This is a genomic window from Burkholderia sp. SIMBA_062 (assembly GCF_046534765.1).
Classification (GTDB): domain Bacteria; phylum Pseudomonadota; class Gammaproteobacteria; order Burkholderiales; family Burkholderiaceae; genus Burkholderia; species Burkholderia ambifaria.
The window spans coordinates 23,182-47,610 of the sequence record NZ_JAWRYD010000020.1; the positions used below are offsets into that span (position 1 = coordinate 23,182).

Below are 24,429 nucleotides of genomic sequence, written 5' to 3' on the forward strand. Positions count from 1 at the left end.
GGAGGCGAGCAAGTATTATATGGGTCTTACCTGAGTCTCGTTTCCATGTCCCTACTGAAGAAATGCGCCGCGACGGTCGTGGCGCTGGCCGTCGTTGTGGCCGCTGCCGGCGCGGGCGGCGGGTATTACTGGGCGACCCGGCCGCTGCTGCTGGGCGCCGCGTCGCTCGACGTCACGATCAAGCCGCGCAGCAGCGTGAAGAGCGTCGCGCTGCAGCTCAAGCGCGGCGGCGTGCCGGTCGAGCCGCTCGGCTTCGTCGCGATGACGCGCCTGCTCGGGCTGTCGAGCCGGCTCAAGTCCGGCAACTACGAATTCAAGACCGGCATCACGCCGTACGACGTATTGCAGAAGATCGCGCGCGGCGACGTGAACGAGTACGTCGCGACCGTGATCGAGGGCTGGACCTTCAAGCGGATGCGCGCGGAACTCGACGGCAATCCCGATCTCGGGCACGCAACGGCCGGCATGAGCGACGCCGAACTGCTGCGCGCGATCGGCGCGTCGGACGCCGCGATCCACCGCGGCAGCGGCGAGGGGCTGTTCTTCCCCGACACCTACCTGTTCGACAAGGGCACGAGCGACCTGAACATCTACCGGCGCGCGTACCACCTGATGCAGACGCGTCTCGACGAAGCATGGGCCGCGCGCGCGCCGGGGCTGCCGTACAAGACGCCTTACGAAGCGCTGACGATCGCGTCGATCATCGAAAAGGAAACGGGCCACGCGGCTGACCGCACGTTCGTCGCGGCGGTGTTCGCGAACCGGCTGCGCATCGGGATGCCGCTGCAGACCGATCCGTCGGTGATCTACGGCCTTGGCGACGCGTACGACGGCCGCCTGCGCAAGCGCGACCTGCAGGCCGACACTCCTTACAATACCTATACGCGCCGCGGGCTGCCGCCGACGCCGATCGCCCTGCCGGGCGTCGCCTCGCTGCAGGCGGCGATCAATCCGGCCCAGACGGGCGCGCTCTATTTCGTTGCGAAGGGCGACGGCACGAGCGTGTTCTCGGATACGCTCGGCGATCACAACAAGGCCGTGGACAAGTACATACGAGGTCAATAATGGCGAGCGGTAAATTCATCACGTTCGAAGGCATCGACGGGGCAGGGAAGACCACCCACCTGCAATGGTTTTGCGAACGACTCCAGGCGAAGCTGGCCGCGGGCGGCCGGCAGGTCGTCGTCACCCGCGAGCCGGGTGGCACGCAGCTCGGCGAGAAGCTGCGCGAGATCCTGCTGAACCAGCCGATGGATCTCGAGACCGAAGCGCTGCTGATGTTCGCGGCGCGGCGCGAACACCTCGCGCTCGTGATCGAGCCCGCGCTCGCGCGCGGCGACTGGGTCGTGTCCGATCGCTTCACCGATGCGACGTTCGCGTACCAGGGCGGCGGCCGCGGGTTGCCGCGCGACAAGCTCGAGACGCTCGAGCGCTGGGTGCAGGGCGGCTTCCAGCCCGACCTGACGGTGCTGTTCGACGTCGCGCCGCAGGTGGCGAGCGAGCGCCGCGGCGCCGTGCGCATGCCCGACAAGTTCGAAAGCGAGTCGGACGCGTTTTTCTCGCGCACCCGCGGCGAATACCTGCGGCGCGCGGAAGAGGCGCCGCACCGCTTCGCGATCGTCGACGCGACGCAGTCGATTCCCGAGATCCGCCAGCAGCTCGAACGCGTGCTCGCCGCGCTGTAACCCGAAGGAACGCACCACATGATCTATCCGTGGCAGACCGACGACTGGAACCGCCTGCAGCAACTGCGCCCGCAATGGCCGCATGCGCTGCTGCTGCACGGCCAGGCCGGGATCGGCAAGCTGCAGTTCGCGCAGCATCTCGCGCAGGGCTTCCTGTGCGAAGCGCCGCAGCCGAACGGCGAGCCGTGCGGCGCCTGCGCGGCCTGCACGTGGTTCGCGCAGGGCAACCATCCGGACTACCGGATCGTGCTGCCCGAGGTGCTCGCGGGCGAGGCGCCGGGCGCGGTTGACGACGCGAAGCCGGCCGACGCCGATGAAGGCGGCAAGAAGACGCGCGCGCCGAGCAAGGAGATCAAGATCGAGCAGGTGCGGGCGTTGCTCGATTTCTGCGGGGTCGGTTCGCACCGCGGCGGCGCGCGCGTGGTCGTGCTGTATCCGGCCGAGGCGCTGAACGTCGCCGCGTCGAACGCGCTGCTGAAGACACTCGAGGAGCCGCCGTCGGGCGTCGTGTTCCTGCTGGTGTCGGCGCGCATCGACCGGCTGCTGCCGACGATCATCAGCCGCTGCCGGCAGTGGCCGATGACCGTGCCGGCACCCGACGCGGCCGCCGCGTGGCTCGAGGCGCGCGGTGTCGACGACGCGCGTGCACTGCTCGCCGAAGCGGGCGGCGCGCCGCTCGCCGCATTGGCGCTCGCGAGCGACGAGAACCGCCCGCTGCGCGATTTCACGCTCGGCCAGCTCGCGGCCGGCGCCGCGTGCGATCCGTTCGCGTGCGGCGAGACGCTGCAGAAGCTGCCGGTGCCGCTGGTGCTCGGCTGGCTGCAGCGCTGGCTGTACGATTTGCTCGCGCAGCGCATGGCGGGCGCGCCGCGCTACTTCCCGATGCAGGCGGCCGCGCTCGCGCGTTGCGCGGAGGCCGTCGACGCGAACGCGTTCGCGCGCTTCATGAAGGCCGTGACGCGCCAGCGGACGGTCGAGAACCATCCGCTCAACGCCCGGCTCGTCTTCGAGGAACTGTTTCTGGGTTATCGGGAAATGTTCGCGTGAGCGCGGATTGCTTCCTTCGGGTAGGGAAACGCTTGCCGGCGAGCGCGTGAGCGCCCGTCTTACGTATTCAGGAAACACGATGTTCGTCGATTCTCACTGCCACATCAATTTCAAGGGTCTCGCCGACCGCCTGCCTGCCGTACTGGAGAACATGCGCGAGCACGACGTCACGCATGCGCTGTGCGTGTCGGTCGACTTCGAGACGCTGCCCGACGTGCTCGCGATCGCGCAGGCGCACGACAACGTCTATGCGTCGGTCGGCGTGCATCCCGATCACGAGGACGCACGCGAGCCGACGCTCGCGGAACTGATCGAGCTGGCCGCGCACCCGAAGGTCGTCGCGATCGGCGAGACGGGCCTCGACTACTACCGCCTCGAAGGCCGCTCGATCGCCGACATGGAATGGCAGCGCGAACGCTTTCGCACGCATATCCGCGCGGCGACCGCGACGATGAAGCCGTTGATCATCCATACGCGCTCGTCGTCGGAAGACACGCTGCGGATCATGGCCGAGGAGCGCGCGGACGTGCCGGGCGGCGTGATGCACTGCTTCACCGAGCCGTGGCCCGTCGCCGAGCAGGCGCTCGCGCAGAACTTCCATATCTCGCTGTCGGGCATCGTCACGTTCAAGAACGCGACCGACGTGCAGGACGTCGCGCGGCGCGTGCCGCTCGAGCGGCTGCTGATCGAAACCGACTCGCCGTACCTCGCGCCGGTGCCGTATCGCGGCAAGCCGAATGAACCTGCGTACGTCAGCCATGTCGGACGCTTTATCGCATCCGAGCGCGGGATCGCCGTCGACGCGCTGGCCGATGCGACGACGCAGAATTTTTTCCGGCTGTTCAAGATCGCCCGCTCATGACGCGCGGCCAGCCGACAACCCAGGGAAGGAGCCCACAACAATGATGAAGCCGACCACATACCTGCCCAAGCGCGCACTCGTCACCGCCGCGCTCGTCGCGAGCGGCCTGTTTGCCGTCGCCGGCGCGCATGCCGAGTCGCTCGACGCGATCGTCAAGGCGGTCAAGTTCGACGACATCGACGACATCGGCAAGCAGCTGAAGAGCGGCAAGCTCGATCCGAACACGCTCGCGCCGAACGGCGACCCGATCCTCGTGATCGCCGCGCGCGAGAAATCCGACAAGGTTGCTGCCGCGATCGCCACGACGCCGAACGTCGACCTCGAGAAGGAAGACAAGGCCGGCGAGAACGCGCTGATGCTCGCGTCGCTGAACGGTGATGCCGGCCTCGTCAAGCTGCTGATCGACAAGGGCGCGGAAGTCAGCAAGAAGGGCTGGGCGCCGCTGCACTACGCGGCCACCAACGGCCAGGACGCGGTCGTCAAGATCCTGCTCGACCACGACGCGTATATCGACACGGCGTCGCCGAACGGCACGACGCCGCTGATGATGGCCGCGCGCGGCAACCATGCGACGACGGTCAACCTGCTGCTCGACCAGGGCGCCGATCCGCAGGTGAAGAACCAGCTCGGCATCACCGCGCTCGAGTTCGCGAAGCACTATAAAGCGCCGGACGCGATCGACATCCTGAGCAAGCGGACGGTGCGCGTCGGTGCATCGGCGCCGGCGGATGCCCAAAAGAGTGCAAAATGACGGTTTCGGCGCGGCGGCGGAGCGCGCCCGCCCGGCCGGCACCCGGCCGGCAGCGGGTGTCCGGCCGCCGCGCCGGTCAACGCAGCGAGCGGCCTGGGGCCGCATTGACATAAGGAACACCATGTTGCGGGCTATGTTTTGTGCCGCGGCGTTTGCCGTGCCGTTGTCGGCGGCGGCTTTCACGGGCGCGGATCTCGACCGGCTGTGCGCGAAGACGGACGTCAAGTCGCGGGCGTCGTGCGCGGCCTACATCGAAGGCGCTGCCGATGGCGTCTACAACACCATCGACGCGATCGGCGGCACCACCGGGCCGCGCGTCGGACAGTATTTCTGCCTGCCGCCCGACATCCGGGCGCAGCAAATGACCGACGCGGTGCGCAAGTACATCGCGGAGAACCCGAAGCTGGCCGACTACAACGCGAGCACCGCGGTGTCGCTCGGTCTCGGCAAGGCGTTCCCCTGCAGGGGCGGCAGTTGATCTGACGCCGGATCCGGGCGCGCATGCGGCCCGGACGTCGCCGACGCATCCAGGACGAGGCCGCCGCGCCTCATAACCGAAGCATCCCGGGCGCCGATGATTTCAATCGAGGAACTGCAGCGCATCGCCGATGCGCCGTTGCATTCGTGGCTCGGCACGCTGATCGTGTCGGTCCTCGTCGTGCTTGTCGTGTTGATCGTGCATCGTCTCGGCGCACGCATCGTCAAGCGCATCGCGCAGCCGTATCCGCTGATGAGCGTGATCCTGCGCTACATCGACAAACCGTCGCTCGTCACGCTCGCGCTGCTCGCGCTCGAGTTCGTGTGGATCCAGGCGGACGAGAGCATGTCGTTCGTGCGCGGCATGCGCACCGCGGCCGCGGTCGGTTCGATCGTGTCGCTGACCTGGCTGCTGGTGCGGCTCGCGGCCGGCGTCGGTGACGCGATCATCCAGGCCCATCCGATGGATACGGCCGACAACCTCCACGCGCGGCGCGTCCACACCCAGGCCAAGGTGCTCGTGCGGACCGTCATGGTGCTGATCGTGATCATCGGCGCGGGCGCCGCGCTGATGACGTTTCCGAACGTGCGCCAGATCGGCGCGAGCCTGCTGGCGTCGGCCGGCGTCGCCGGGCTGGTCGCCGGTATCGCCGCCCGGCCGGTGCTCGGCAACCTGATTGCCGGGCTGCAGATCGCGCTCACGCAGCCCATCCGGCTCGACGACGTCGTCGTGATCCAGGGCGAGTGGGGCCGCATCGAGGAAATCACCGGCTCGTTCGTGTCGGTGCGGCTGTGGGACCAGCGGCGCCTCGTCGTGCCGCTGCAGTGGATCATCGAGAATCCGTTCACGAACTGGACGCGCAGCAGCGCGGAAATCATCGGCACGGTGTACCTGTCGGTCGACTACCGTACGCCGCTCGCGCCGCTGCGCGAGGAGCTCGCGCGGCTGGTCCATGCGGCGCCCGAGTGGGACGGGCGCGTCCAGGTACTGCAGGTGACCGACGCGACCGAGCGCGCGATGCAGTTGCGCGCGCTCGTCAGCGCGGTCGATTCGTCGTCGTGCTGGGACCTGCGCTGCCGCGTGCGCGAGGGATTAATCGCATACCTGCAGGCGCGTTTTCCGCAATGCCTGCCGCGCAGCCGGATGGAGCTGTATCCGCACGATTCCGCGCCGGACGCGCCGAATCCCGTTCGCCCACATGCGCGCCAGCCCGCCGCCAGCACGGCGGCCAACACCGCCGCCGATCCGCAGGCCGTCGACGGCCGCTGAACGTGGCCCGCCCTCCGTCACCATGACCGCGCTGAACACGCTCGCTATCGCCAATTACCGCTCGCTGCGTGAGCTGATCGTGCCGCTCGCGGCGCTCAACGTCGTCACCGGGCCGAACGGCAGCGGCAAGTCGAGCGTGTACCGCGCGCTGCGCCTGCTCGCCGACACCGCGCAGGGCCGCGTGATCCCGTCGCTCGCGCGCGAGGGCGGATTGCCGTCGACGCTGTGGGCCGGCCCCGAGCGCTTCTCGCGCGCGATGCTGGCCGGCGACGTGCCGGTGACGGGCACGGTGCGCAAGGGGCCCGTGAGCCTGAGGCTCGGCTTCGCGTGCGACGATTTCGGCTATTCGATCGATCTCGGCCTGCCGGTCCCGAGCCATTCGCAGTTCGCGCTCGATCCGGTGATCAAGCGCGAATGCATCTGGGGCGGCGCGCTGCCGCGCCCGTCGACGCTGCTGGTCGACCGGCAGGGTGCGCAGATCCGCACGCGCACCGCGTCGGGCGACTGGCGGACGATTCCGCAGCCGGTCGCGAGCTTCGACAGCATGATGACCGAGTTCGCCGATCCGACCGGCGCGCCGGAGATGATCGCGGTGCGCGAGCGGATCCGCTCGTGGCGCTTCTATGACCATTTCCGGACCGACGCGCAGGCGCCGGCCCGGCAGTCGCATATCGGCACCCATACGCCGGTGCTGGCGGACGACGGCGCCGATCTGGCCGCCGCGCTGCAGACGATTCGCGAAATCGGCGACGGCGCGGCACTCGATGCGGCGATCGACGACGCGTTTCCCGGCGCGTCGGTCGAGATCGACAATCCGGGCGGCCGTGGCCGCTTCGACGTGCTGATGCGCCAGCCGGGGCTGTTGCGGCCGCTGGCCGCCGCCGAACTGTCCGACGGCACGCTGCGCTACCTGCTGCTCGCGGCCGCGCTGCTGACGCCGCGGCCGCCGGCGCTGATGGTGCTGAACGAACCGGAGACGAGCCTGCATCCCGATCTGCTGCCGGCGCTTGGCCGCCTGATCGCGCAGGCCGCGCAGCGTTCGCAGGTGCTGGTCGTGTCGCATGCGGCGCGGCTCATCGCGACGCTCGAGCGCGAGGCCGGCTGCGCATCGCTGGTGCTCGACAAGCAGCTGGGCGCGACCGCGCTCGTGGATGCCGACACGCGCGACCTGCCGGCATGGAAGTGGCCGTCGCGTTGACGGGCATGGCGGCGTGCGTTCGATGATGATTCTCGCCCCACGAAGGGCCGCGGCTGCGCGGCTCGCGAACGAGCGGGCGCGCCGGGTGGAATGTATCCGGTCTGTAACAACACCCATAAAATGAAAGACGGACGGTTCCCTGTACGGGGATCGCGAATAATAATGAGATATTCGGCTGGCGCCATGCCGGCCGGCGCCGCATGAAAGCGGGGCGGCGCGACTGCGCACACGCCCGCCGGCTGTGCGGCAACGGACAGGACACAGGAGACGTGGACCATGAGAATTGCCCAGATCGCCCCGCTGACCGAATCGGTGCCGCCGAAGCTGTACGGTGGCACGGAGCGCGTCGTGTCCTACATCACCGAGGCGCTCGTCGATCTCGGCCATGATGTGACGCTGTTCGCCAGCGGCGATTCGACGACCCGGGCGAAGCTCGAACCGGTGTGGCCGCGCGCGCTGCGCCTCGATTCGTCGATCCGCGACCGGGTCGCTCCGCACATGCTGCTGATGGAGACGGTCGCGCGCCGCGCGAAGGACTTCGACGTGCTCCATTTCCACATGGACTACTACTCGTTCTCGGTCTTCAACCGGCAGGAAACGCCATACATGACGACGCTGCACGGCCGGCTCGACCTGCCCGAACAGCAGCCGGTGTTCGACACGTTCAACACGGCGCCCGTGATCTCGATTTCCAACTCGCAGCGCCAGCCGCTGCCGCAGGCGAAATGGCTGACGACCGTCTACCACGGGCTGCCCGAAACGATGTACATGCCGCAGCCCGTCGAGCCGCGCTATCTCGCGTTCCTGGGCCGCATCTCGCCGGAGAAGCGCGTCGACACGGCGATCCGGATCGCCCGCCAGTGCGGGCTGCCGATCCGGATCGCCGCGAAGATCGATGCGGCCGACGAGGATTACTTCGACCGCGAGATCAAGCCGCTTTTCGCGTTGCCGCACGTCGAATTCGTCGGCGAGATCGCCGATCACCAGAAGGCCGAATTCCTGTCGGGCGCGCATGCGCTGCTGTTTCCGATCGACTGGCCGGAGCCGTTCGGCCTGGTGATGATCGAGGCGATGTCGTGCGGCACGCCGGTGATCGCATTCAATCGCGGCGCGGTGCCGGAAGTGATCGACGAGGGCGTGTCGGGTTTCATCGTCGAGGATGAAATCAGCGCGGTTGCCGCCGTGAACCGGCTGCACCTGCTGCCGCGTGCGCGTGTGCGGCAGCGCTTCGAGGAGCGATTCACGTCGCGCCGGATGGCGCAGCAGTACGTCGACGTCTATCAATCGCTGATCCGTGCGCAGAAGCGCTCGCGCTTCAAGGTGATCGACTCGACGACCTGACGCGCGACGCGGGCAAATAAAAAAACGGCGATGCCCGCAAGGACATCGCCGTTTGCGCATGGCCCGCGCACGATGTGCACGGGCATGGCGTCAGCGTCAGATCTTGAGCTTCGTGACCTTCGTGCCGTTGATCGACACGTCGCCCATCAGGCCTGCGTTCGTCAGCACGACGACCTGGACCGGAGCGGTGGCCGTGTTGGAATCGACCGCGCCGTTCGCGCCCATCTTCACGAGCGCGACCGACGCGCCGGCGCCGGCTGCCCAGCCGTCCGAGCCGCGGAATTCGTCGAGCGCTTCCTGCGTCATGAACAGGAAAACGATGGACTTCGACTGCGCACCGGCCTGCAGGCCGACCGACAGCGACGACGTGTTGTAGTAGCCGACCGTGCTACCGCCGACGCGCAGCGCGCCGTTGCCGGACTGGCCGCCGACGATCAAGCCGGCCTGCAGCACGTTCGGGAACACCAGCACGCCGCGCGACTTCGCGACGAGCTCACGCGAACCCTTGACCGTGGAATACATGCGCGACAGCGTGGCGTCGACGCTCGAGTCGATCGCTTGGCGCTTCGACGCGTTGGTCGCGGCATTGTCCGGCTTGTCCGGGGTGGTGGTGCAACCGGTGAGCGCGAGGCTACCGACGATGAGCGCAGCGGCAGCTTTCAGCACAAGATTCCGTTTTTGCATCGTTCTTCTCCATCGGATGACGTTCGGGGTGAGTCTCGCTCAGGGAGCGGATCACGTCGGCAGTTATATCACAGTGGATTACAGCCTCTTTTTATTGCGACGTGAAAAAGCGTCAAATCGTTCGGGGATGTCGCGGCGCGCCAACGGACGGCCGGGCGCGCGCGCGGAGGCGCGTCGCGCGGGGGCGGCGGCAGGCGGCCAGCGGGAAAGGGAGAGCGGGGCTGTGCGTCAATGCGTGACGGGGGGCGCCGGTGGAGTCGGCGGCTTGATGGGCGGGCGCCGCAGCGCACGGCGGATCAGCGCGATCACGACGCCGCAGGCGAACAGGAACGCGGCCGGCACGACCCAATAGCCGACGAACGCATGCCACAGATAACCGGCGAGCGTATTGCGGCGCACCACGTATTCATCGCGCGCCGCCTGCTGGCGCGCCGCGTTGGCGCTCAGCACGTCGGCCGGGCAGCCGGCCGCACGTGCCGCGTCAGGATCCCCGTGGCACTTCGTGGCGGCGCCGGCGGCCTGCTGCGCGTCGGTGAGCTGCCAGGTAGTCAGCGCGAGCTCCAGGTCGGCCTTGTTGTACGCCATTTCCTCGCGGATCTCGCGCACGGCGACGATCGCGACGGGCACGGCCCAGAACACGATCACGATCAGCCAGCGGCGGAACCAGCGGTGTTGTCTCCATGCCATCCATGCCTCCGTTTGACGCGGCGTGCGCGTCCGTCTCGAGGGCGGCCCGATGGCGCTTCTTGTACTTGGATGGGCCGCGTTGCAGCCATCATAGAAGAAATCGCGGCGAATTGCCGCACCATGTGGCGGCATTCGCACGGCGCAAGCCGGAAAGCGGAAAGCGGGGCGCGTGGGCGGTGCAACGTATCGCGGCGTCGGCGTGGCGATGCCGCCGGACGGTGCGCCGGCGCATCCGGCGGCATCGTGCGCGTCGATGCGCGTGCAACGAAAACAAAAAAGCCGCGCCCGCCGAAGCGGTGCGCGGCATTCGTGCGGGAGCGCCGGAACTCAGGCGGCCGGCTGGCTGCTCAGGCAGCTCTTCATGAACGTCTTGCGGTCGTCGCCCTTCTTGCCGGTGGCCTGCGTGTTGCAGGCCTTCATCTTTTCCTGCTGCGTCATTGCCTTCGCGGGCTTGGCCGACAGGCAGTCCTTCAGGAACGCCTTGCGTTCGTCGCCCGTCTTGCCGGTGGCCTGGGTGTTGCAGGCCTTCATCTTGTCCTGCTGGCTGTTCGCCGCGAAAGCGGGGGAAGCCAGCATGCCGCCGAGAAGCACTGCGGCTACGAGCGATTGGATTTTCATTTCGACACTCCCATGGGGTGAATTGCGCTTTATATCGACGCCGTCACGAAGCCCGGCGCAACGGGAACAGGGCCGCATCGCGCCGCGCGCTCCGATTATGGCAAATCAATGTGAAAACACCAAAACGGCATTCGTATAACGCGGCGGGTCGCGCAGCCGTTGACGGTGCGTGCGGGCGCCGGTGATCGGGACAAACCATGACGTGTGGGCGTCGGCCCCGGCCGGACACGCGGAACCTGCCGGATGCCGGCCGCGAGCCATTACAATCGCGGCCATGAATACTCCGAACTCCGCATCCCCTTCGTTGTCCGCGGCCCTGCCGCGCATCGCCGTACTCGCCACCGGCGGCACGATCGCCGGCGCCGCGCCGGACGCCGCCAGCACGGCCGGCTACCAGGCCGGCGCGCTCGGCGTCCATTTCCTGCTCGACGCGGTGCCGGCGCTCGCGTCGGTCGCGCGCATCGATGCCGAGCAGGTCGCCAGCATCGACAGCAAGGATCTCGCGCTGCCGCTGTGGAATACGCTCGCCGCGCGCATCGACGCGCTGATGGCCGATCCGGCGATCGACGGCATCGTGATCACCCACGGTACCGACACGCTCGAGGAAACCGCGTACGCGCTGCATCTGGTCGTGACCGGCGACAAGCCGGTCGTGCTGACGGCCGCGATGCGGCCGGCCACCGCGCTGTCGTCCGACGGTCCGCTGAACCTGCTGAACGCGGTGACGGTCGCCGCCAACCCGGCCGCGCGCGGGCAGGGCGTGCTCGTCGCGTTCAACAACCGGATTCACGGCGCACGCGACGTCGTGAAGACGAGCACCTACGCGGTCGACGCATTCCAGTCGCCGGAACTGGGCGCGCTCGGCTGGGTGCAGGACGGCCGCGTCGAATTCGCGCGCCGCGTGACGCGCGCGCGCGATGCGCAACTGGCGATCGCGGCGGCGTGGCCGCCGGTCGAAATCGTCGCGAGCTATGCGGGCGTGACGCGCACGGCCGTGGACGCACTCGTCGCGGCCGGCGTGCGCGGCCTCGTCGTCGCGGGCACCGGCAACGGGTCGATCCATGCGACGTTGCAGGCGGCGCTCGCCGATGCGGTGAACGCCGGCGTCACGGTGGTGCGCGCGTCGCGGGTCGGCTCGGGGCACGTGATGCGCAACGGCGCGGCGAACGACGATGTGCTCGGTTTCGTGAGCGCCGGGTCGCTGAGCCCGTTCAAGGCACGCGTGCTGCTGATGCTGGCGCTCGCGAACGGCATTCAAGGGCGCGAAGCGCTGCAACGCGCATTCGACACGCTGTGACCGGTGGCCGCCGATCGGGCGGCACGCGGCGCGCATGAAAAAAGGCAGGCCAATGGCCTGCCTTTTGCGTCAGTGCTGGGCGATTGCTCAGGACTGCGGCGGAATCACGAGCTTCTGGCCCGGATAGATCCGGTCCGGGCTCGACAGCATCGGCTTGTTCGCCTCGAAGATCGCCGGGTACTTGTTCGCGTCGCCGTACACTTCCTTCGCGATCGCCGACAGCGTATCGCCCGGCTTCACGTCATGGTACTGAACTTCCGGATCGTCCGGCTGCAGATCGTCGTCGTTGACGCCCGCGACGCCTTGCACGTTGCCGGCCGCGACCTTGACCTTCGCCTTCGTGTCGAGGTCGCCGACGCTGCCCGACAGCGTGACGGTGCGCGACGCGCCGTCGAACGCGACGGTCAGATTCGACGTATCGAGACCCTGCGAGCTGATGTAGTTCTTGATCGCATCGGCCGCGGTCTGGTTCGCCGCATTCGGATCTTCCGCTGCTTGCGCGTCAGCGTGACCCAGCAGTTTTTCACCCGCCTCTTTAATAAACGAAAGAAGACCCATCGCTGCACTCCCTAGGTGGTTGAAAAGAAAACGCGCCGTGAAGTGGCGAAAAAAACACCGCGCTGGGCGCGCTCACCGGAGGGAGCGCCAAGCGCGGCGGATTTCTCGAAAGGCGTGGCGAAAGTGTAGGCGTTCATCGCGACGATTGCATGAAAAATCGCACGCTTGAACGTAAAGAAATGTAATACGCGAAATCCGACAGGCGGACACCCGACGACGACGTCTGACCGACCAAGGCTTCCCCGGCGCCGCCGGGTGCCGCTGCGGACCCCACCACGCCGCTCTCAGCCCAGAGCGGCGCTTTTTCGCCCCGTCGCGCACGCGGTGAGCGATGCGCGGCGGGACGCCCCACCGTGATGCGCGCGTGTTCGCGCACCGATACGACCGGCCGCGGCCGGATCGCAATCATTCGTCGCGCTGCGCCCGCGCGCGTTCGCCGTTGCAGCGAAACGCGCGCCGCTGCATCGGCGTTACGCGGCCGGCGTCTGGCCGATTTCGAAGTTCGACATGATCTCGAGCGCACGCACGAGCGCCGAGTGATCCCATGCCTTGCCGCCGTGGGAGGCGCACACGCTGAACAGTTGCTGCGCGCTCGCCGTGTGCGGCAGCGCGAGGCCGAGCTTGCGTGCGCCGTCGAGCGCGAGGTTCAGGTCCTTCTGGTGCAGCTCGATGCGAAAGCCCGGATCGAACGTGCGCTTCGTCATGCGCGCGCCGTGCACTTCGAGGATCCGCGACGCGGCGAAGCCGCCCATCAGCGCCTGGCGCACGCGCTCCGGATCGGCGCCCGAGCGCGCGGCGAACAGCAGCGCTTCGCCGACCGCTTCGATGTTCAGCGCGACGATGATCTGGTTCGCGACCTTGCAGGTCTGGCCCGCACCGTTGTCGCCGACGAGCGTGATGTTCTTGCCCATTTTCTCGAACAGCGGCTTCGCGCGCTCGAAGGCCTGCTCCGGGCCGCCGACCATGATCGTGAGCGTCGCTTCGCGGGCGCCGACTTCGCCGCCGGACACCGGTGCGTCGAGGTAGTCGCAGCCGAGCGCGTTGATCTGCTTCGCGAATTGCTGCGTGTCGAGCGGCGAGATCGAGCTCATGTCGATCACGAGCTTGCCGGCCGTCAGGCCCTTCGCCACGCCGTCGTCGGCGAACAGCACGTTACGCACGTCGGGCGTATCCGGCACCATCGAGATGATGATGTCCGCGTGCTGCGCGACTTCGGTCGAGCTCGCGACGACCTTCGCGCTCGCGCGCAGGTCGTCCGGCACCGGGAACGCACCGTTCACGACGAGCTGATGATCGCCCTTGAGCAGGTTGCGCGCCATGTGCGCGCCCATGATGCCGAGGCCGATGAATCCGATGGTTGCCATGTGAAAGTCTCCTATAGGGGCGTAGAGGGGAAGTCCGCGGGAAGAGCGGATCTCAGGCGGCGCGGCGCGCCGAGCCCGGTGCGCAGGCGGCGACGCTTTGCAGCCAGCCGAGGCCTTCCGTCGTGGTGGTGCGGGGCTTGTATTCGCAGCCGACGTAGCCGGCATAGCCGAGCCGGTCGAGCAGCGCGAACAGGAACGCGTAGTTGATCTCGCCCGTGCCCGGCTCGTTGCGGCCCGGGTTGTCCGCGAGCTGGACGTGGCCGATCGACGCGAGGTTGCGTTCGATCGTCGCGGCCAGTTCGCCTTCCATCCGTTGCATGTGATAGATGTCGTACTGCAGGAACAGGTTGTCCGAGCCGACCGCGCGGATCACGTCGAGCCCTTCGGACGAGTGGTTCAGCGCGAAGCCCGGGATGTCGAAGCTGTTGCACGGCTCGACCAGCAGGCGGATGCCTTCGCGCTTGAGCGCATCGGCGGCGAAGCGCAGGTTGTCGACGATCGTGACGAAGGTCTTGTCGCGCGCCGTGCTCGCCGACGGGATGCCGACGAGGCAGTTCAGCTGCGGCACCTTCAGCGCCTTCGCGTACTCGATCGCACGGCCGACCCCTTGCTGGAATTCACCGACGCGATCGGGCAGGCACGCGATGCCGCGCTCGCCCTGGTCCCAGTTGCCGGCGGGCAGGTTGTGCAGCACGAGGCGCAGGCGGTGCGTCTCGAGCCGCTCGGCGAGTTCTTCTTTCGCGTACGGATACGGGAACAGGAACTCGACGGCGTCGAAGCCCGCGTCCGCGGCCGCCTTGAAGCGGTCGAGGAACGGCACTTCGTTGAACAGCATGGTCAGGTTTGCAGCAAACTTCGGCATGAGCTAAGCCTCTTCGGTCGGTCAGTCAAAAAATGGCGTGCGGATCAGTCGAGCATCGAGATCGCGGTCGGCGCGTGCTCGGCCTTCTCGGCGAGGTCCTCGAACTCGTTGATCGCGTCGATTTCGGTGCCCATCGAGATGTTCGTCACGCGCTCCAGGATCACTTCGACGACCACCGGCACGCTGAACTCCTGCGCGAGCGCCTGCGCCTGCTTCAGCGCCGGCTCGATCTCTTCCGGCTCGAACACGCGCAGCGCCTTGCAGCCGAGGCCTTCGGCGACCGCCACATGATCGACGCCATAGCCGTTCAGTTCCGGTGCGTTGACGTTGTCGAACGCGAGCTGCACGCAGTAGTCCATGTCGAACGCGCGCTGGGCCTGGCGGATCAGCCCGAGGTACGAGTTGTTCACCACCACGTGCACGTACGGCAGCTTGAATTGCGCGCCGGCGGCCAGCTCCTCGATCATGAACTGGAAGTCGTAGTCGCCGGACAGCGCGACGATCGGGCGGGTCGGATCGGCCGCACGCACGCCGAGCGCGGCGGGGATCGTCCAGCCGAGCGGGCCTGCCTGGCCGCAGTTGATCCAGTTGCGTGCCTTGAACACGTGCAGGAACTGCGCGGCGGCGATCTGCGACAGGCCGATCGTGCTGACGTAGCACGTATCGCGGCCGAACACCTTGTTCATCTCTTCGTACACGCGCTGCGGCTTGACCGGCACGTTGTCGAAGTGGGTCTTGCGCTGCAGCGTGCGCTTGCGTGCCTGGCATTCGGACACCCACGCGCTGCGGTCCTTCAGCTTGCCGGCGGCCTGCCATTCCTGCGCCACCGCGACGAACAGCTCGAGCGCGGCCTTCGCGTCGGACACGATGCCGAGATCCGGGCCGAACACGCGGCCGATCTGCGTCGGCTCGATGTCGACGTGCACGAACTTGCGGCCTTTCGTATAAACCTCGACGCTGCCGGTGTGGCGGTTCGCCCAACGGTTGCCGATGCCGAGCACGAAGTCGGACGCGAGCATCGTCGCGTTGCCGTAGCGGTGCGACGTCTGCAGGCCGACCATGCCGGCCATCAGCGGGTGGTCGTCGGCAATCGCACCCCACGACATCAACGTCGGGATCACCGGTACGCCGATCGTTTCGGCGAACTGGACGAGCAGGTCTTCGGCCGCCGCGTTGAGCACGCCGCCGCCCGACACGATCAGCGGCTTGTCCGCGTCGTTGAGCATCGCGAGCGCCTTCTCGATCTGCGCGCGGCTCGCCGCGGGCTTGTACACCGGCAGCGGTTCATACGTGTCGATGTCGAATTCGATTTCGGCGAGCTGCACGTCGATCGGCAGGTCGACCAGCACCGGGCCCGGACGGCCCGAGCGCATCAGGTGGAACGCCTGCTGGAACACGCGCGGCACGAGCGCGGGTTCGCGCACCGTGACGGCCCACTTGGTGACGGGCTTCGCGATCGACTCGATGTCTACGGCCTGGAAGTCTTCCTTGTACAGGCGTGCACGCGGTGCCTGGCCGGTGATCGCGAGGATCGGGATCGAGTCGGCCGATGCGGAGTACAGGCCGGTGATCATGTCGGTGCCGGCGGGGCCCGACGTGCCGATGCACACGCCGATGTTGCCGGGCGCGGCACGCGTGAAACCTTCGGCCATGTGCGACGCGCCTTCGACGTGGCGGGCCAGCACGTGGCTGATGCCGCCCGACTTGCGCATGGCCGAGTAGAACGGGTTGATCGCTGCGCCCGGCACGCCGAACGCGGTCTGGATGCCTTCCTTCTCGAGCACGAGTACGGCTGCGTCGACGGCTCTCATCTTGGCCATGAATGTCTCCTTGAATGTGCGGATCTGGCGAATCGGTCTGTTGGGAACACTTTAGGGACGCAGGAAAGGTTTGATAAGATCAGCCGAAGTCGCTTATTTCGAAACTAAAAGTATGGAATGGCGGCCGGACGGGGCTTCCCGCCGGCGCCGAAGCCGGGACGGAGACAGCAGATGGATCGTTTCAAGCAGATCGAGACGTTCGTGCGGGTCGCGGACGCGGGCAGCCTCGCGGCGGCGGCGCTCGAGGAGGGCGTGTCGCCGGTGGTGCTCGGGCGGCGCATCGACGCGCTCGAGAAGCGCCTCGGCGTGAAGCTGATGTACCGCTCGACGCGGCGGCTGGTGGTGAGCGAGGAGGGCGCGGCGTTCCTCGAGCGCTGCCGCGGGCTGCTGTCCGAATGGGATCAGGCCGAGAACGAGCTGGCCGCCGGGCGGCGTGCGGTCAGCGGGCACCTGATCGTGTCCGCGCCGGCCGCGTTCGGCCGCAAGCACGTCGCGCCGCACGCCCCCGGTTTTCTCGTCGACAAGCCGGAAATGCAGCTGTCGTTCAACCTGACCGATCGCGTCGTCGATTTGGTGCGCGAAGGCTACGACCTGTCGATCCGGATCGGCGGCTCGGTCGATCCGAACTTCGTCGCGGTGAAGCTCGCGTCGAACCGGCGCGTCGTGTGCGGCACGCCCGAGTATTTCCGCCGCCACGGCCGGCCGAAGTCGCTGGACGACCTGCTCAAGCACAACTGTCTCGCATTCAACCTGCAGGGCGGCCAGAACCGCGGCTGGTATTTCCAGCGCCACGGCAAGATCGTGACGATGCGGGTGACCGGCAATCTCGACTGCAACGACGGCGAGCTGCTGCATCGCTGGGCGGCCGAGAGCCTCGGGCTCGGCTGGCGCTCGACCTGGGAAATCGCCGCGCAGCTCGACACGGGCGAACTCGAGACGGTGCTCGACGAATACGCACTGCCGGACTACGACATCCTCGCGGTCTATCCGCAGCAGCGCTACGTGCCCGCGCGCGTGCGCTACTTCATCGACTACCTTCGCGAAGCGTATGCGCGGCCCGGCTACTGGAGCAGCACGCCGTAACGGCCACGGCAGGTCCGGGCATTTTTTGCGCTTCACCGGCTTCATGCGGGAATAAACTCGGTGCAGCGGCGGTAAGGTCATCGAGTGCGCACGCTGCCGGTCTGTCCGGGCACCGGGCGCGAGAACGGGCGCAAGCACGGACGCGAGACGGGCGCGGCTTCGGCCGCCGTGATCAGGGAGGCCATGTGGGGCAAGCCGGACAGGCGGTCGACGAGCGGGCAGAGGACGATGCGCTCGCGCGCGGCGAGCGGTTTCGCGCGCTCGTGCTGCCGCATCTCGACGCCGCGTACAACCTCGCGCGCTGGCTGAGCGGCAACCCGGGCGACGCGGATGACGTCGTCCAGGACGCGTGCATGCGCGCGCTGCGCTTCGTCGACTCGTGCCGCGGCGACAACGCCCGGCCGTGGCTGCTGACCATCGTGCGCCACACCTGGTACACCGAGTGGCGCCGCCGCACCCACGCGCACGAGGTTGCGCTGCCCGACACGCTCGACGACACGGAGGTGCCCGACGACTGGCAGCCGGCGCCCGGGGATCCGCTCGCGCAGCTGCTGCGCGGCGAGAACGCGCGGCTCGTGAACGCGGCGCTCGCGAAGCTGCCACCCGAATACCGCGAGGTGCTGGTGCTGCGCGAGATGGAGGATTTGAGCTACCGCGAGATCGCGGCGATCGCCGACGTGCCGGTGGGCACGGTGATGTCGCGGCTCTCGCGCGGCCGGCGCCGGCTTGCCGCGCTGCTGGGCGGCACGCAGGTGCCGCCGTCCGGACCCGCGTCGGGGCGTGCGTCGGCGAGCGGAACCGCATCGGAGGCGATCGATGGACTGTAACGAAGCGCGAGCCTTGCTGGACGCGGACGTCGACCGCGAGCTGTCGGCGCCCGATGCGTTGCGCGTCCAGCGGCATGTCGAGGGGTGCGATGCGTGCCGCCGCGAACGCGAGCGGATCGTCGTGCTGGCGCGGGCCGTGCGGCAGGCCGATTATCACCGCGCGCCCGATGCGCTGCGGGCGAGCCTCCTCGCGGCGCTGCCGGCGCCAGGCGGCGCGCGCGAGCGCGGGCCGGCCGCGGCGGCGCCGGAGCCTGATGCGGCGCCGCGGCCGCGGCCTCGATCGCGCGGGCGCCGCTGGTTCTCCTGGCCGGCCGGACGCGGCATATCGGCTCACCCGGCCTCTGCCGGGCCGGGGCCGCGCGTCACGGCGGTGCCCGGGCTCGGCTGGGGCGTGGCGCTGGTGGTCGCGCTCGCCGCGGCGGCCGGGATCGCGCTGTCCGCCCGTCACGCCGAAACCGGCCAGACGGTCGACGAACTGGTCGCGAGCCACGTGCGGGCCGGCCTGTCGGCGCGCGACATCGACGTGATCTCGACCGACCGGCATACGGTCAAGCCGTGGTTCAACGGCCGGCTCGACTATGCGCCACCGGTCGAGGACCTGTCGGCGAGCGGCTTCCCGCTCGTGGGCGGCCGGCTCGACTACGTCGGGCGCCGCCGCGTCGCGGTGCTCGTGTACCGCTACCGGCAGCACGTGATCGACGTGTACGTGCGGCCGGCGGGCGGCGGTGGGGAGGCGGCGCCATATGCGACCGTGTCGCAGGGCTACGCGCTCGACCGCTGGGAGGCGGCCGGGATGACCTGGTGGGCCGTGACCGACGCCGAGCCGTCGGCGCTGGCCGCGTTCAGGACGGCGCTCGACGCGCGGCTGGGCGGGGCGCGCGGCGAATGACGGCGGGCCGCAGCGCCGGCCCGTCACCCGCGCGCGATGCTCCGCCCCCGATTCCCGAGCGGGCGCGCGAGCCGCCGTTCGACCGCCAGCGCGGGTTCAAGTCTTTGAAAACATGGCTGAATCCGGTCCGAAATCGTCGATCGGTGTTGCATGCGCCCTGTATCCGGGTTAGAATCTTCGGCTTCTCACTTGCCACACCGGTTCAGACGCCCGGGTGGCTTCAATCCACAAGGAGTGTGTAATGCGTCATTACGAAATCGTATTCATCGTGCACCCCGATCAAAGCGAGCAAGTGCCCGCGATGATCGAGCGTTACAAGACCACGATCACGACGCACGGCGGCCAGATCCACCGTGTCGAAGACTGGGGCCGTCGCCAACTGGCCTACATGATCGAGAAACTCGCGAAGGCTCACTACGTCTGCATGAACATCGAGTGCGACCAGACGACGCTCGACGAACTCGAACACGCGTTCAAGTTCAACGACGCCGTGCTGCGCCACCTCATCGTCAAGATGAAGAAGGCCGAGACCGGCCCGTCGCCGATGATGAAGGAAGTTCAGCGCGAAGAAGCCAAGAAGGCGGCTGCTGCTCAGCCGACCGAAGCGCAGGCTTAAGTTCGTCATTCATTAAGCCATCAAGGAGCGCGCTACTCACGTGAACAGGTTGCAATTGACGGCGAGCGTCGTCGAACGCGCACCGGTGCGATATACGCCGGCAGGTGTTCCGATCGCAAGCGCCACGTTGCACCACCGCACGGAAGTTGTCGAAGCAGGCATTCCCCGTCAGGTCGAAATGACGATCGACGCGGTGGCGGCCGGTGAGGCGAGCGGCAGGCTGGAAAGCCGTGAAATGGGCGTCGAAACGCTGTTCACGGGCTTCCTGGCAAAGAAAAGCCGCAACGCGAGAACCTTGGTGTTTCACATCACTGCATTGCAGGACATTGGAAAGGACTGAAATCATGGCCCGCCCGACTGGTAAGAAATTCGACAAGCGTCGTCAGCAACAAAACCCGCTCTTCAAGCGCAAGAAGTTCTGCCGTTTCACGGCAGCCGGCGTCGACCAGATCGACTACAAAGATACGGAAACGCTGAAGGACTTCATCGGCGAAAACGGCAAGATCACGCCGGCTCGTCTGACGGGTACGAAGGCGCACTATCAGCGTCAGCTGGATACGGCCATCAAGCGTGCGCGTTTCCTCGCGCTGCTGCCGTACACCGATCAGCACAAGGCGTAATCAGGCGACGCAATAAGGAGAATTCGAATGCAAATCATTCTGTTGGAAAAAGTCGCCAATCTGGGTAACCTCGGCGACATCGTCAAGGTCAAGGACGGTTACGCTCGCAACTTCCTGATCCCGAACCGCAAGGCTCGCCGTGCAACGAAGGAAGCGATCGCCGAATTCGAAGTTCGCCGCGCTGAACTCGAAAAGGTCGCCGCCGAGAAGCTGGCGGCATCGCAGGCAGTCGGCGAGAAGCTGAACGGCCAATCGTTCGAAATCACGCAGAAGTCGGGCGTTGACGGCCGTCTGTTCGGCTCGGTCACGAACGGCGACATCGCGGAACTGCTGAAGAAGGCAGGCTACGAAGTCGAGAAGCTGCAGGTTCGCATGCCGGAAGGCCCGCTGAAGATGATCGGCGAGCACACCGTCCAGGTCGCGCTGCACACGGACGTCGTCGTCGACGTCACGATCAACGTGATCGGCGACCACGCGTAAGCGTCGTACGCAAGCTTCCCGGGCGGCTTCCGCTGTCCGGACAAGGGCAGGTGCCCGGGCAACCGGGGCCTGCCTTTTTTATTGCCTGTTCGGCGGCGCCCGTCTCTAGCAACGTCGTAGGTTATTCGCGATAATCCCAACCCATGAACGCGCCGCAAGATCCTCAAATCGAATCGCTGAAAGTCCCGCCGCACTCGGTCGAAGCCGAGCAGTCGGTGCTCGGCGGCCTGTTGCTCGACAACGCGGCATGGGACCGGATTGCCGATTTCCTGTCGCAGGGCGACTTCTATCGCTACGACCACCGGATCATCTACGAGCACATCGGCCGGCTGATCGCATCGACGCGTCCGGCCGACGTCGTGACCGTGTACGAAGCGCTGACCACGTCCGGCAAGGCCGACGACGTCGGCGGCCTCGCGTACCTGAACGCACTCGCGCAGAACACGCCGAGTGCGGCCAACATCCGCCGCTATGCGGAAATCGTGCGCGACCGTGCGGTGCTGCGCCGGCTCGTATCGGTCGCCGACGAAATCTCGGCCGACGCGTTCAATCCGCAGGGCAAGGAAGTCCGCCAGCTGCTCGACGAAGCCGAATCGAAGGTGTTCTCGATCGCGGAAGAAGGTGCGCGCGGCAACCAGGGCTTCCTCGAGATCGGCCCGCTGCTCACGCAGGTCGTCGAGCGCATCGACACGCTGTACCACACCGCGAACCCGAGCGACGTCACCGGCACGCCGACGGGCTTCGTCGATCTCGACCGGATGACGTCCGGGATGCACGGTGGTGAGTTGATCATCGTGGCGGGGCGCCCGTCGATGGGTAAGACCGCCTTGTCGATGAACATCGGCGAATACGTCGCGGTCGAGTACGGGCTGCCGGTCGCGGTGTTCTCGATGGAAATGCCGGGCACCCAGCTCGTGATGCGTATGCTCGGCTCGATCGGCCGGCTCGACCAGCACCGGATGCGTACCGGCCGCCTGACCGACGAGGACTGGCCGAAACTGACGCACGCGGTGCAGAAGATGAGCGAGGCGCAGCTCTTCATCGACGAGACGGGTGGCCTGAACCCGATGGAATTGCGCTCGCGCGCGCGGCGTCTCGCACGGCAATGCGGCAAGCTCGGCCTGATCATCGTCGACTACCTGCAGCTGATGTCGGGTTCGTCGCAGGGCGAGAACCGCGCGACCGAAATCTCGGAAATCTCGCGATCGCTGAAGAGTCTGGCCAAGGAGCTGGACGTGCCGGTGATCGCACTGTCGCAGCTGAACCGCGGCCTCGAACAGCGTCCGAACAAGCGTCCGGTGATGTCCGATTTGCGCGAATCGGGCGCAATCGAACAGGATGCGGACGTGATCCTGTTCATTTATCGCGACGAAGTCTACAACCCGGACAGCCCTGACAAGGGCACGGCCGAAATCATCATCGGCAAGCAGCGTAACGGTCCGATCGGCCCCGTTCGGCTCACGTTCCTGGGGCAATTCACGAAGTTCGACAACTTTGCGGGGGCACAGGCCTTCTACGGCGAGTGACGCCGGATGTAAAGCCCTAAATCGCCAAACGTTGTATCCAATCCCGCCGTGCGCATATGCGCGCGGCGCGGCCCGACCGGAAACGGTACAATGTCGCCCGTTTTCGTGACAGTAGTTTGACAATCTCTCAGGAATCCCATGTTCGGTCGATTCATGCCCACCGAGGGCAAGTTCTTTGAACTCTTCAACGCGCACGCGAAGCACATCGTTTCCGGTGGCCGCGAGCTCGAACTGCTGATCGACAATCTCGCCGACGCCGAGATTCACAAGCAAAACGTGCAAATTGCCGAGAAGGCCGCTGACAAGCTGACGCACGAAGCGATCGATCTGCTGCACAAGACCTTCATCACGCCGCTCGATCGCGACGAAATCCACAAGCTGATCACGACGATGGACGACATCCTCGACCTGATGGAAGACGTCGCGACGGCCGTGTCGCTGTACGACGTGCGCTCCGTCACGTCCGAGGCGAGCCAGCTCGCGCACATCGTCACGCAGTCGGCCCAGCACGTGCAGCAAGCCGTCGGCATGCTGTCCGACATGAAGCAGTCGGCGCAGATCCTCAAGCAATGTGAAGAGATCGACCGCTGGGAGTCGGAGGCCGACCGCGTGCTGCGCTCGGCGATGTCGAAGCTGTTCCGCGAGGAAGACGACGTGAAGACGCTCATCAAGCTGAAGGCGATCTACGAGCTGCTCGAGGAGATCACCGACAAGTGCGAGGACGTCGCGAACATCATCGAAGGCATCGTGCTGGAAAACGCCTGAGCGGACCACGATGCATTCGATACAACTTGCCCTATGGATGGTCGCGACGCTGGTGCTCGTCGCGCTCGTATTCGACTTCATGAACGGCTTCCACGACGCGGCGAACTCGATCGCCACCGTGGTGTCCACCGGGGTGCTGAAGCCCCAGCAGGCCGTCGTGTTCGCGGCCGCGTTCAACGTCATCGCGTATTTCATCTTCCACCTGAAGGTGGCACAGACGGTCGGCAAAGGCACGATCGATCCGGAGATCGTTGACCACTACGTCGTGTTCGGCGCGTTGGTCGGCGCGATCGGCTGGAACGTGATCACGTGGTACTACGGGATCCCGTCGAGTTCGTCGCACGCGCTGATCGGCGGCCTCGTCGGCTCGGCGCTCGCGAAGTCGGGCTGGAGCGCGCTGAACATCGACGGCCTGATGAAGACCGTCGCGTTCATCTTCATTTCGCCGCTGCTCGGCTTCATTCTCGGTTCGCTGTTCATGCTCGGCGTGTCGTGGCTGTATTTCCGCACCGCGCCAAGCAAGGTCGACCGGCGCTTCCGGCGGTTGCAGCTGCTGTCGGCCGGGCTGTACAGCCTGGGTCACGGCGGCAACGACGCACAGAAGACGATCGGCATCATCTGGATGCTGCTGATCGCGTCGGGCTATGCATCGACGACGTCCGATGCGCCGCCTGCATGGGTGATCGGCGCGTGCTATCTGTCGATGGGCCTCGGTACGCTGTTCGGCGGCTGGCGCATCGTGCGCACGATGGGCCAGAAGATCACGAAGCTCAAGCCGGTCGGCGGTTTCTGTGCCGAAAGCGGCGGGGCGATCACGCTGTTCATCGCGTCGTTCCTCGGTATTCCGGTGTCGACCACGCACACGATCACCGGTGCGATCGTCGGTGTCGGCGCGACGCAGAAGCTGTCGGCCGTGCGCTGGGGCGTCGCCGGCAACATCGTGTGGGCATGGGTGCTGACGATTCCGGCATCCGCGCTGATCGCGGCCGGCGGATGGTGGGTCGGCCACCAGATCTTCTGATTCCGACGCTTCCGCCTCGACACGAAATGCGCCGCCAACCGAAAGGTTGCGGCGCATTTTCTTTGGTGATCGGAAAAGGTG

27 protein-coding genes are annotated in these 24,429 nt (G+C 66.9%); 20 read left to right on the plus strand and 7 right to left on the minus strand.

The window, feature by feature from the left end; all coding sequences use genetic code 11:
• Positions 1 to 45 precede the first annotated feature (45 nt).
• The 9 genes from mltG (at position 46) to SB786_RS21965 (ending at position 8,631) form a co-directional block, all read left to right on the plus strand.
• The gene (gene mltG, locus SB786_RS21925) at positions 46 to 1,065 is read left to right on the plus strand and encodes an endolytic transglycosylase MltG (protein ID WP_410729322.1); all 1,020 of its coding nucleotides are present in this window, start codon (positions 46 to 48) and stop codon (positions 1,063 to 1,065) included.
• Positions 1,065 to 1,685 carry a dTMP kinase gene (tmk, locus tag SB786_RS21930; protein WP_011657084.1) on the plus strand — a complete coding sequence of 207 codons (621 nt, stop codon included), beginning with the start codon at positions 1,065 to 1,067 and terminating at the stop codon, positions 1,683 to 1,685. The genes mltG and tmk overlap by 1 nt, the downstream gene beginning before the upstream one ends.
• Before the next feature lie 18 nt (positions 1,686 to 1,703).
• On the plus strand, positions 1,704 to 2,732 hold the full coding sequence (locus SB786_RS21935) for a DNA polymerase III subunit delta' (protein WP_212071757.1): 1,029 nt from the start codon (positions 1,704 to 1,706) through the stop codon (positions 2,730 to 2,732).
• Between the two features lie 79 nt (positions 2,733 to 2,811).
• On the plus strand, positions 2,812 to 3,594 hold the full coding sequence (locus SB786_RS21940) for a TatD family hydrolase (protein WP_410729323.1): 783 nt from the start codon (positions 2,812 to 2,814) through the stop codon (positions 3,592 to 3,594).
• A 40-nt stretch (positions 3,595 to 3,634) separates the two neighbouring features.
• On the plus strand, positions 3,635 to 4,345 hold the full coding sequence (locus tag SB786_RS21945; protein ID WP_006761886.1) for an ankyrin repeat domain-containing protein: 711 nt from the start codon (positions 3,635 to 3,637) through the stop codon (positions 4,343 to 4,345).
• A 121-nt stretch (positions 4,346 to 4,466) separates the two neighbouring features.
• The gene (locus SB786_RS21950; protein WP_006755340.1) at positions 4,467 to 4,823 is read left to right on the plus strand and encodes a Rap1a/Tai family immunity protein; all 357 of its coding nucleotides are present in this window, start codon (positions 4,467 to 4,469) and stop codon (positions 4,821 to 4,823) included.
• Between the two features lie 96 nt (positions 4,824 to 4,919).
• Positions 4,920 to 6,092 (plus strand): mechanosensitive ion channel family protein, encoded by a 1,173-nt coding sequence (locus SB786_RS21955; RefSeq protein ID WP_410729325.1) that lies wholly within the window; start codon positions 4,920 to 4,922, stop codon positions 6,090 to 6,092.
• Positions 6,093 to 6,114: 22 nt separating this feature from the next.
• On the plus strand, positions 6,115 to 7,290 hold the full coding sequence (locus tag SB786_RS21960; RefSeq protein WP_410729326.1) for an AAA family ATPase: 1,176 nt from the start codon (positions 6,115 to 6,117) through the stop codon (positions 7,288 to 7,290).
• A 276-nt stretch (positions 7,291 to 7,566) separates the two neighbouring features.
• Entirely contained in the window at positions 7,567 to 8,631 is a 1,065-nt protein-coding gene (locus SB786_RS21965) for a glycosyltransferase family 4 protein (protein ID WP_410729327.1), read from the plus strand.
• Between the two features lie 96 nt (positions 8,632 to 8,727).
• Here SB786_RS21965 and SB786_RS21970 read toward each other — a convergent pair whose 3' ends face one another.
• The 3 genes from SB786_RS21970 to SB786_RS21980 all read right to left on the minus strand — a co-directional run bounded on the left by SB786_RS21970 (position 8,728) and on the right by SB786_RS21980 (position 10,620).
• Positions 8,728 to 9,315 (minus strand): YSC84-related protein, encoded by a 588-nt coding sequence (locus SB786_RS21970; RefSeq protein ID WP_410729328.1) that lies wholly within the window; start codon positions 9,313 to 9,315, stop codon positions 8,728 to 8,730.
• A 228-nt stretch (positions 9,316 to 9,543) separates the two neighbouring features.
• A complete protein-coding gene (locus tag SB786_RS21975; protein ID WP_410729329.1) occupies positions 9,544 to 10,002 on the minus strand; it encodes a hypothetical protein in 459 nt (152 codons plus the stop codon).
• Positions 10,003 to 10,329: 327 nt separating this feature from the next.
• Entirely contained in the window at positions 10,330 to 10,620 is a 291-nt protein-coding gene (locus SB786_RS21980; RefSeq protein WP_410729330.1) for a PsiF family protein, read from the minus strand.
• 274 nt (positions 10,621 to 10,894) lie between these two features.
• On the opposite strand from SB786_RS21980, the gene SB786_RS21985 reads away from it, so the two are divergent.
• A complete protein-coding gene (locus SB786_RS21985; protein ID WP_410729331.1) occupies positions 10,895 to 11,917 on the plus strand; it encodes an asparaginase in 1,023 nt (340 codons plus the stop codon).
• Between the two features lie 87 nt (positions 11,918 to 12,004).
• Here SB786_RS21985 and lysM read toward each other — a convergent pair whose 3' ends face one another.
• The 4 genes from lysM to gcl form a co-directional block, all read right to left on the minus strand.
• Positions 12,005 to 12,475 carry a peptidoglycan-binding protein LysM gene (lysM, locus tag SB786_RS21990; protein WP_166725586.1) on the minus strand — a complete coding sequence of 157 codons (471 nt, stop codon included), beginning with the start codon at positions 12,473 to 12,475 and terminating at the stop codon, positions 12,005 to 12,007.
• A gap of 470 nt (positions 12,476 to 12,945) precedes the next feature.
• Positions 12,946 to 13,839, minus strand: coding sequence for a 2-hydroxy-3-oxopropionate reductase (locus tag SB786_RS21995; RefSeq protein WP_410729332.1), 894 nt, complete (start codon positions 13,837 to 13,839; stop codon positions 12,946 to 12,948).
• 52 nt (positions 13,840 to 13,891) lie between these two features.
• Complete coding sequence (hyi, locus tag SB786_RS22000; protein WP_410729333.1) at positions 13,892 to 14,701, minus strand: hydroxypyruvate isomerase; 810 nt, start codon at positions 14,699 to 14,701, stop codon at positions 13,892 to 13,894.
• A 44-nt stretch (positions 14,702 to 14,745) separates the two neighbouring features.
• A complete protein-coding gene (gene gcl, locus SB786_RS22005; RefSeq protein WP_410729334.1) occupies positions 14,746 to 16,521 on the minus strand; it encodes a glyoxylate carboligase in 1,776 nt (591 codons plus the stop codon).
• A 171-nt stretch (positions 16,522 to 16,692) separates the two neighbouring features.
• Here gcl and SB786_RS22010 point away from each other — a divergent pair, with 171 nt between their 5' ends.
• The 10 genes from SB786_RS22010 (at position 16,693) to SB786_RS22055 (ending at position 24,348) form a co-directional block, all read left to right on the plus strand.
• Positions 16,693 to 17,604: a LysR family transcriptional regulator gene (locus SB786_RS22010; RefSeq protein WP_410729335.1), complete on the plus strand. Its 912-nt coding sequence runs from the start codon at positions 16,693 to 16,695 to the stop codon at positions 17,602 to 17,604.
• Positions 17,605 to 17,789: 185 nt separating this feature from the next.
• Positions 17,790 to 18,431, plus strand: a complete 642-nt coding sequence (locus SB786_RS22015) for an RNA polymerase sigma factor (RefSeq protein ID WP_410729336.1) — start codon at positions 17,790 to 17,792, stop codon at positions 18,429 to 18,431.
• Positions 18,421 to 19,320, plus strand: coding sequence for a zf-HC2 domain-containing protein (locus SB786_RS22020; protein WP_410729337.1), 900 nt, complete (start codon positions 18,421 to 18,423; stop codon positions 19,318 to 19,320). The genes SB786_RS22015 and SB786_RS22020 overlap by 11 nt, the downstream gene beginning before the upstream one ends.
• A 241-nt stretch (positions 19,321 to 19,561) precedes the next feature.
• Positions 19,562 to 19,936 carry a 30S ribosomal protein S6 gene (gene rpsF, locus SB786_RS22025; RefSeq protein WP_006755436.1) on the plus strand — a complete coding sequence of 125 codons (375 nt, stop codon included), beginning with the start codon at positions 19,562 to 19,564 and terminating at the stop codon, positions 19,934 to 19,936.
• A 40-nt stretch (positions 19,937 to 19,976) separates the two neighbouring features.
• Positions 19,977 to 20,276 (plus strand): primosomal replication protein N, encoded by a 300-nt coding sequence (gene priB, locus SB786_RS22030; RefSeq protein WP_410729339.1) that lies wholly within the window; start codon positions 19,977 to 19,979, stop codon positions 20,274 to 20,276.
• Positions 20,277 to 20,280: 4 nt separating this feature from the next.
• Positions 20,281 to 20,556: a 30S ribosomal protein S18 gene (gene rpsR, locus SB786_RS22035; protein WP_011885022.1), complete on the plus strand. Its 276-nt coding sequence runs from the start codon at positions 20,281 to 20,283 to the stop codon at positions 20,554 to 20,556.
• Between the two features lie 27 nt (positions 20,557 to 20,583).
• Entirely contained in the window at positions 20,584 to 21,036 is a 453-nt protein-coding gene (rplI, locus tag SB786_RS22040; RefSeq protein ID WP_006755438.1) for a 50S ribosomal protein L9, read from the plus strand.
• Positions 21,037 to 21,179: 143 nt separating this feature from the next.
• Positions 21,180 to 22,562, plus strand: coding sequence for a replicative DNA helicase (locus tag SB786_RS22045; protein ID WP_410729340.1), 1,383 nt, complete (start codon positions 21,180 to 21,182; stop codon positions 22,560 to 22,562).
• 138 nt (positions 22,563 to 22,700) lie between these two features.
• Positions 22,701 to 23,327 carry a DUF47 domain-containing protein gene (locus SB786_RS22050; RefSeq protein WP_006755440.1) on the plus strand — a complete coding sequence of 209 codons (627 nt, stop codon included), beginning with the start codon at positions 22,701 to 22,703 and terminating at the stop codon, positions 23,325 to 23,327.
• 10 nt (positions 23,328 to 23,337) lie between these two features.
• A complete protein-coding gene (locus SB786_RS22055) occupies positions 23,338 to 24,348 on the plus strand; it encodes an anion permease (RefSeq protein ID WP_410729341.1) in 1,011 nt (336 codons plus the stop codon).
• Positions 24,349 to 24,429 lie beyond the last annotated feature (81 nt).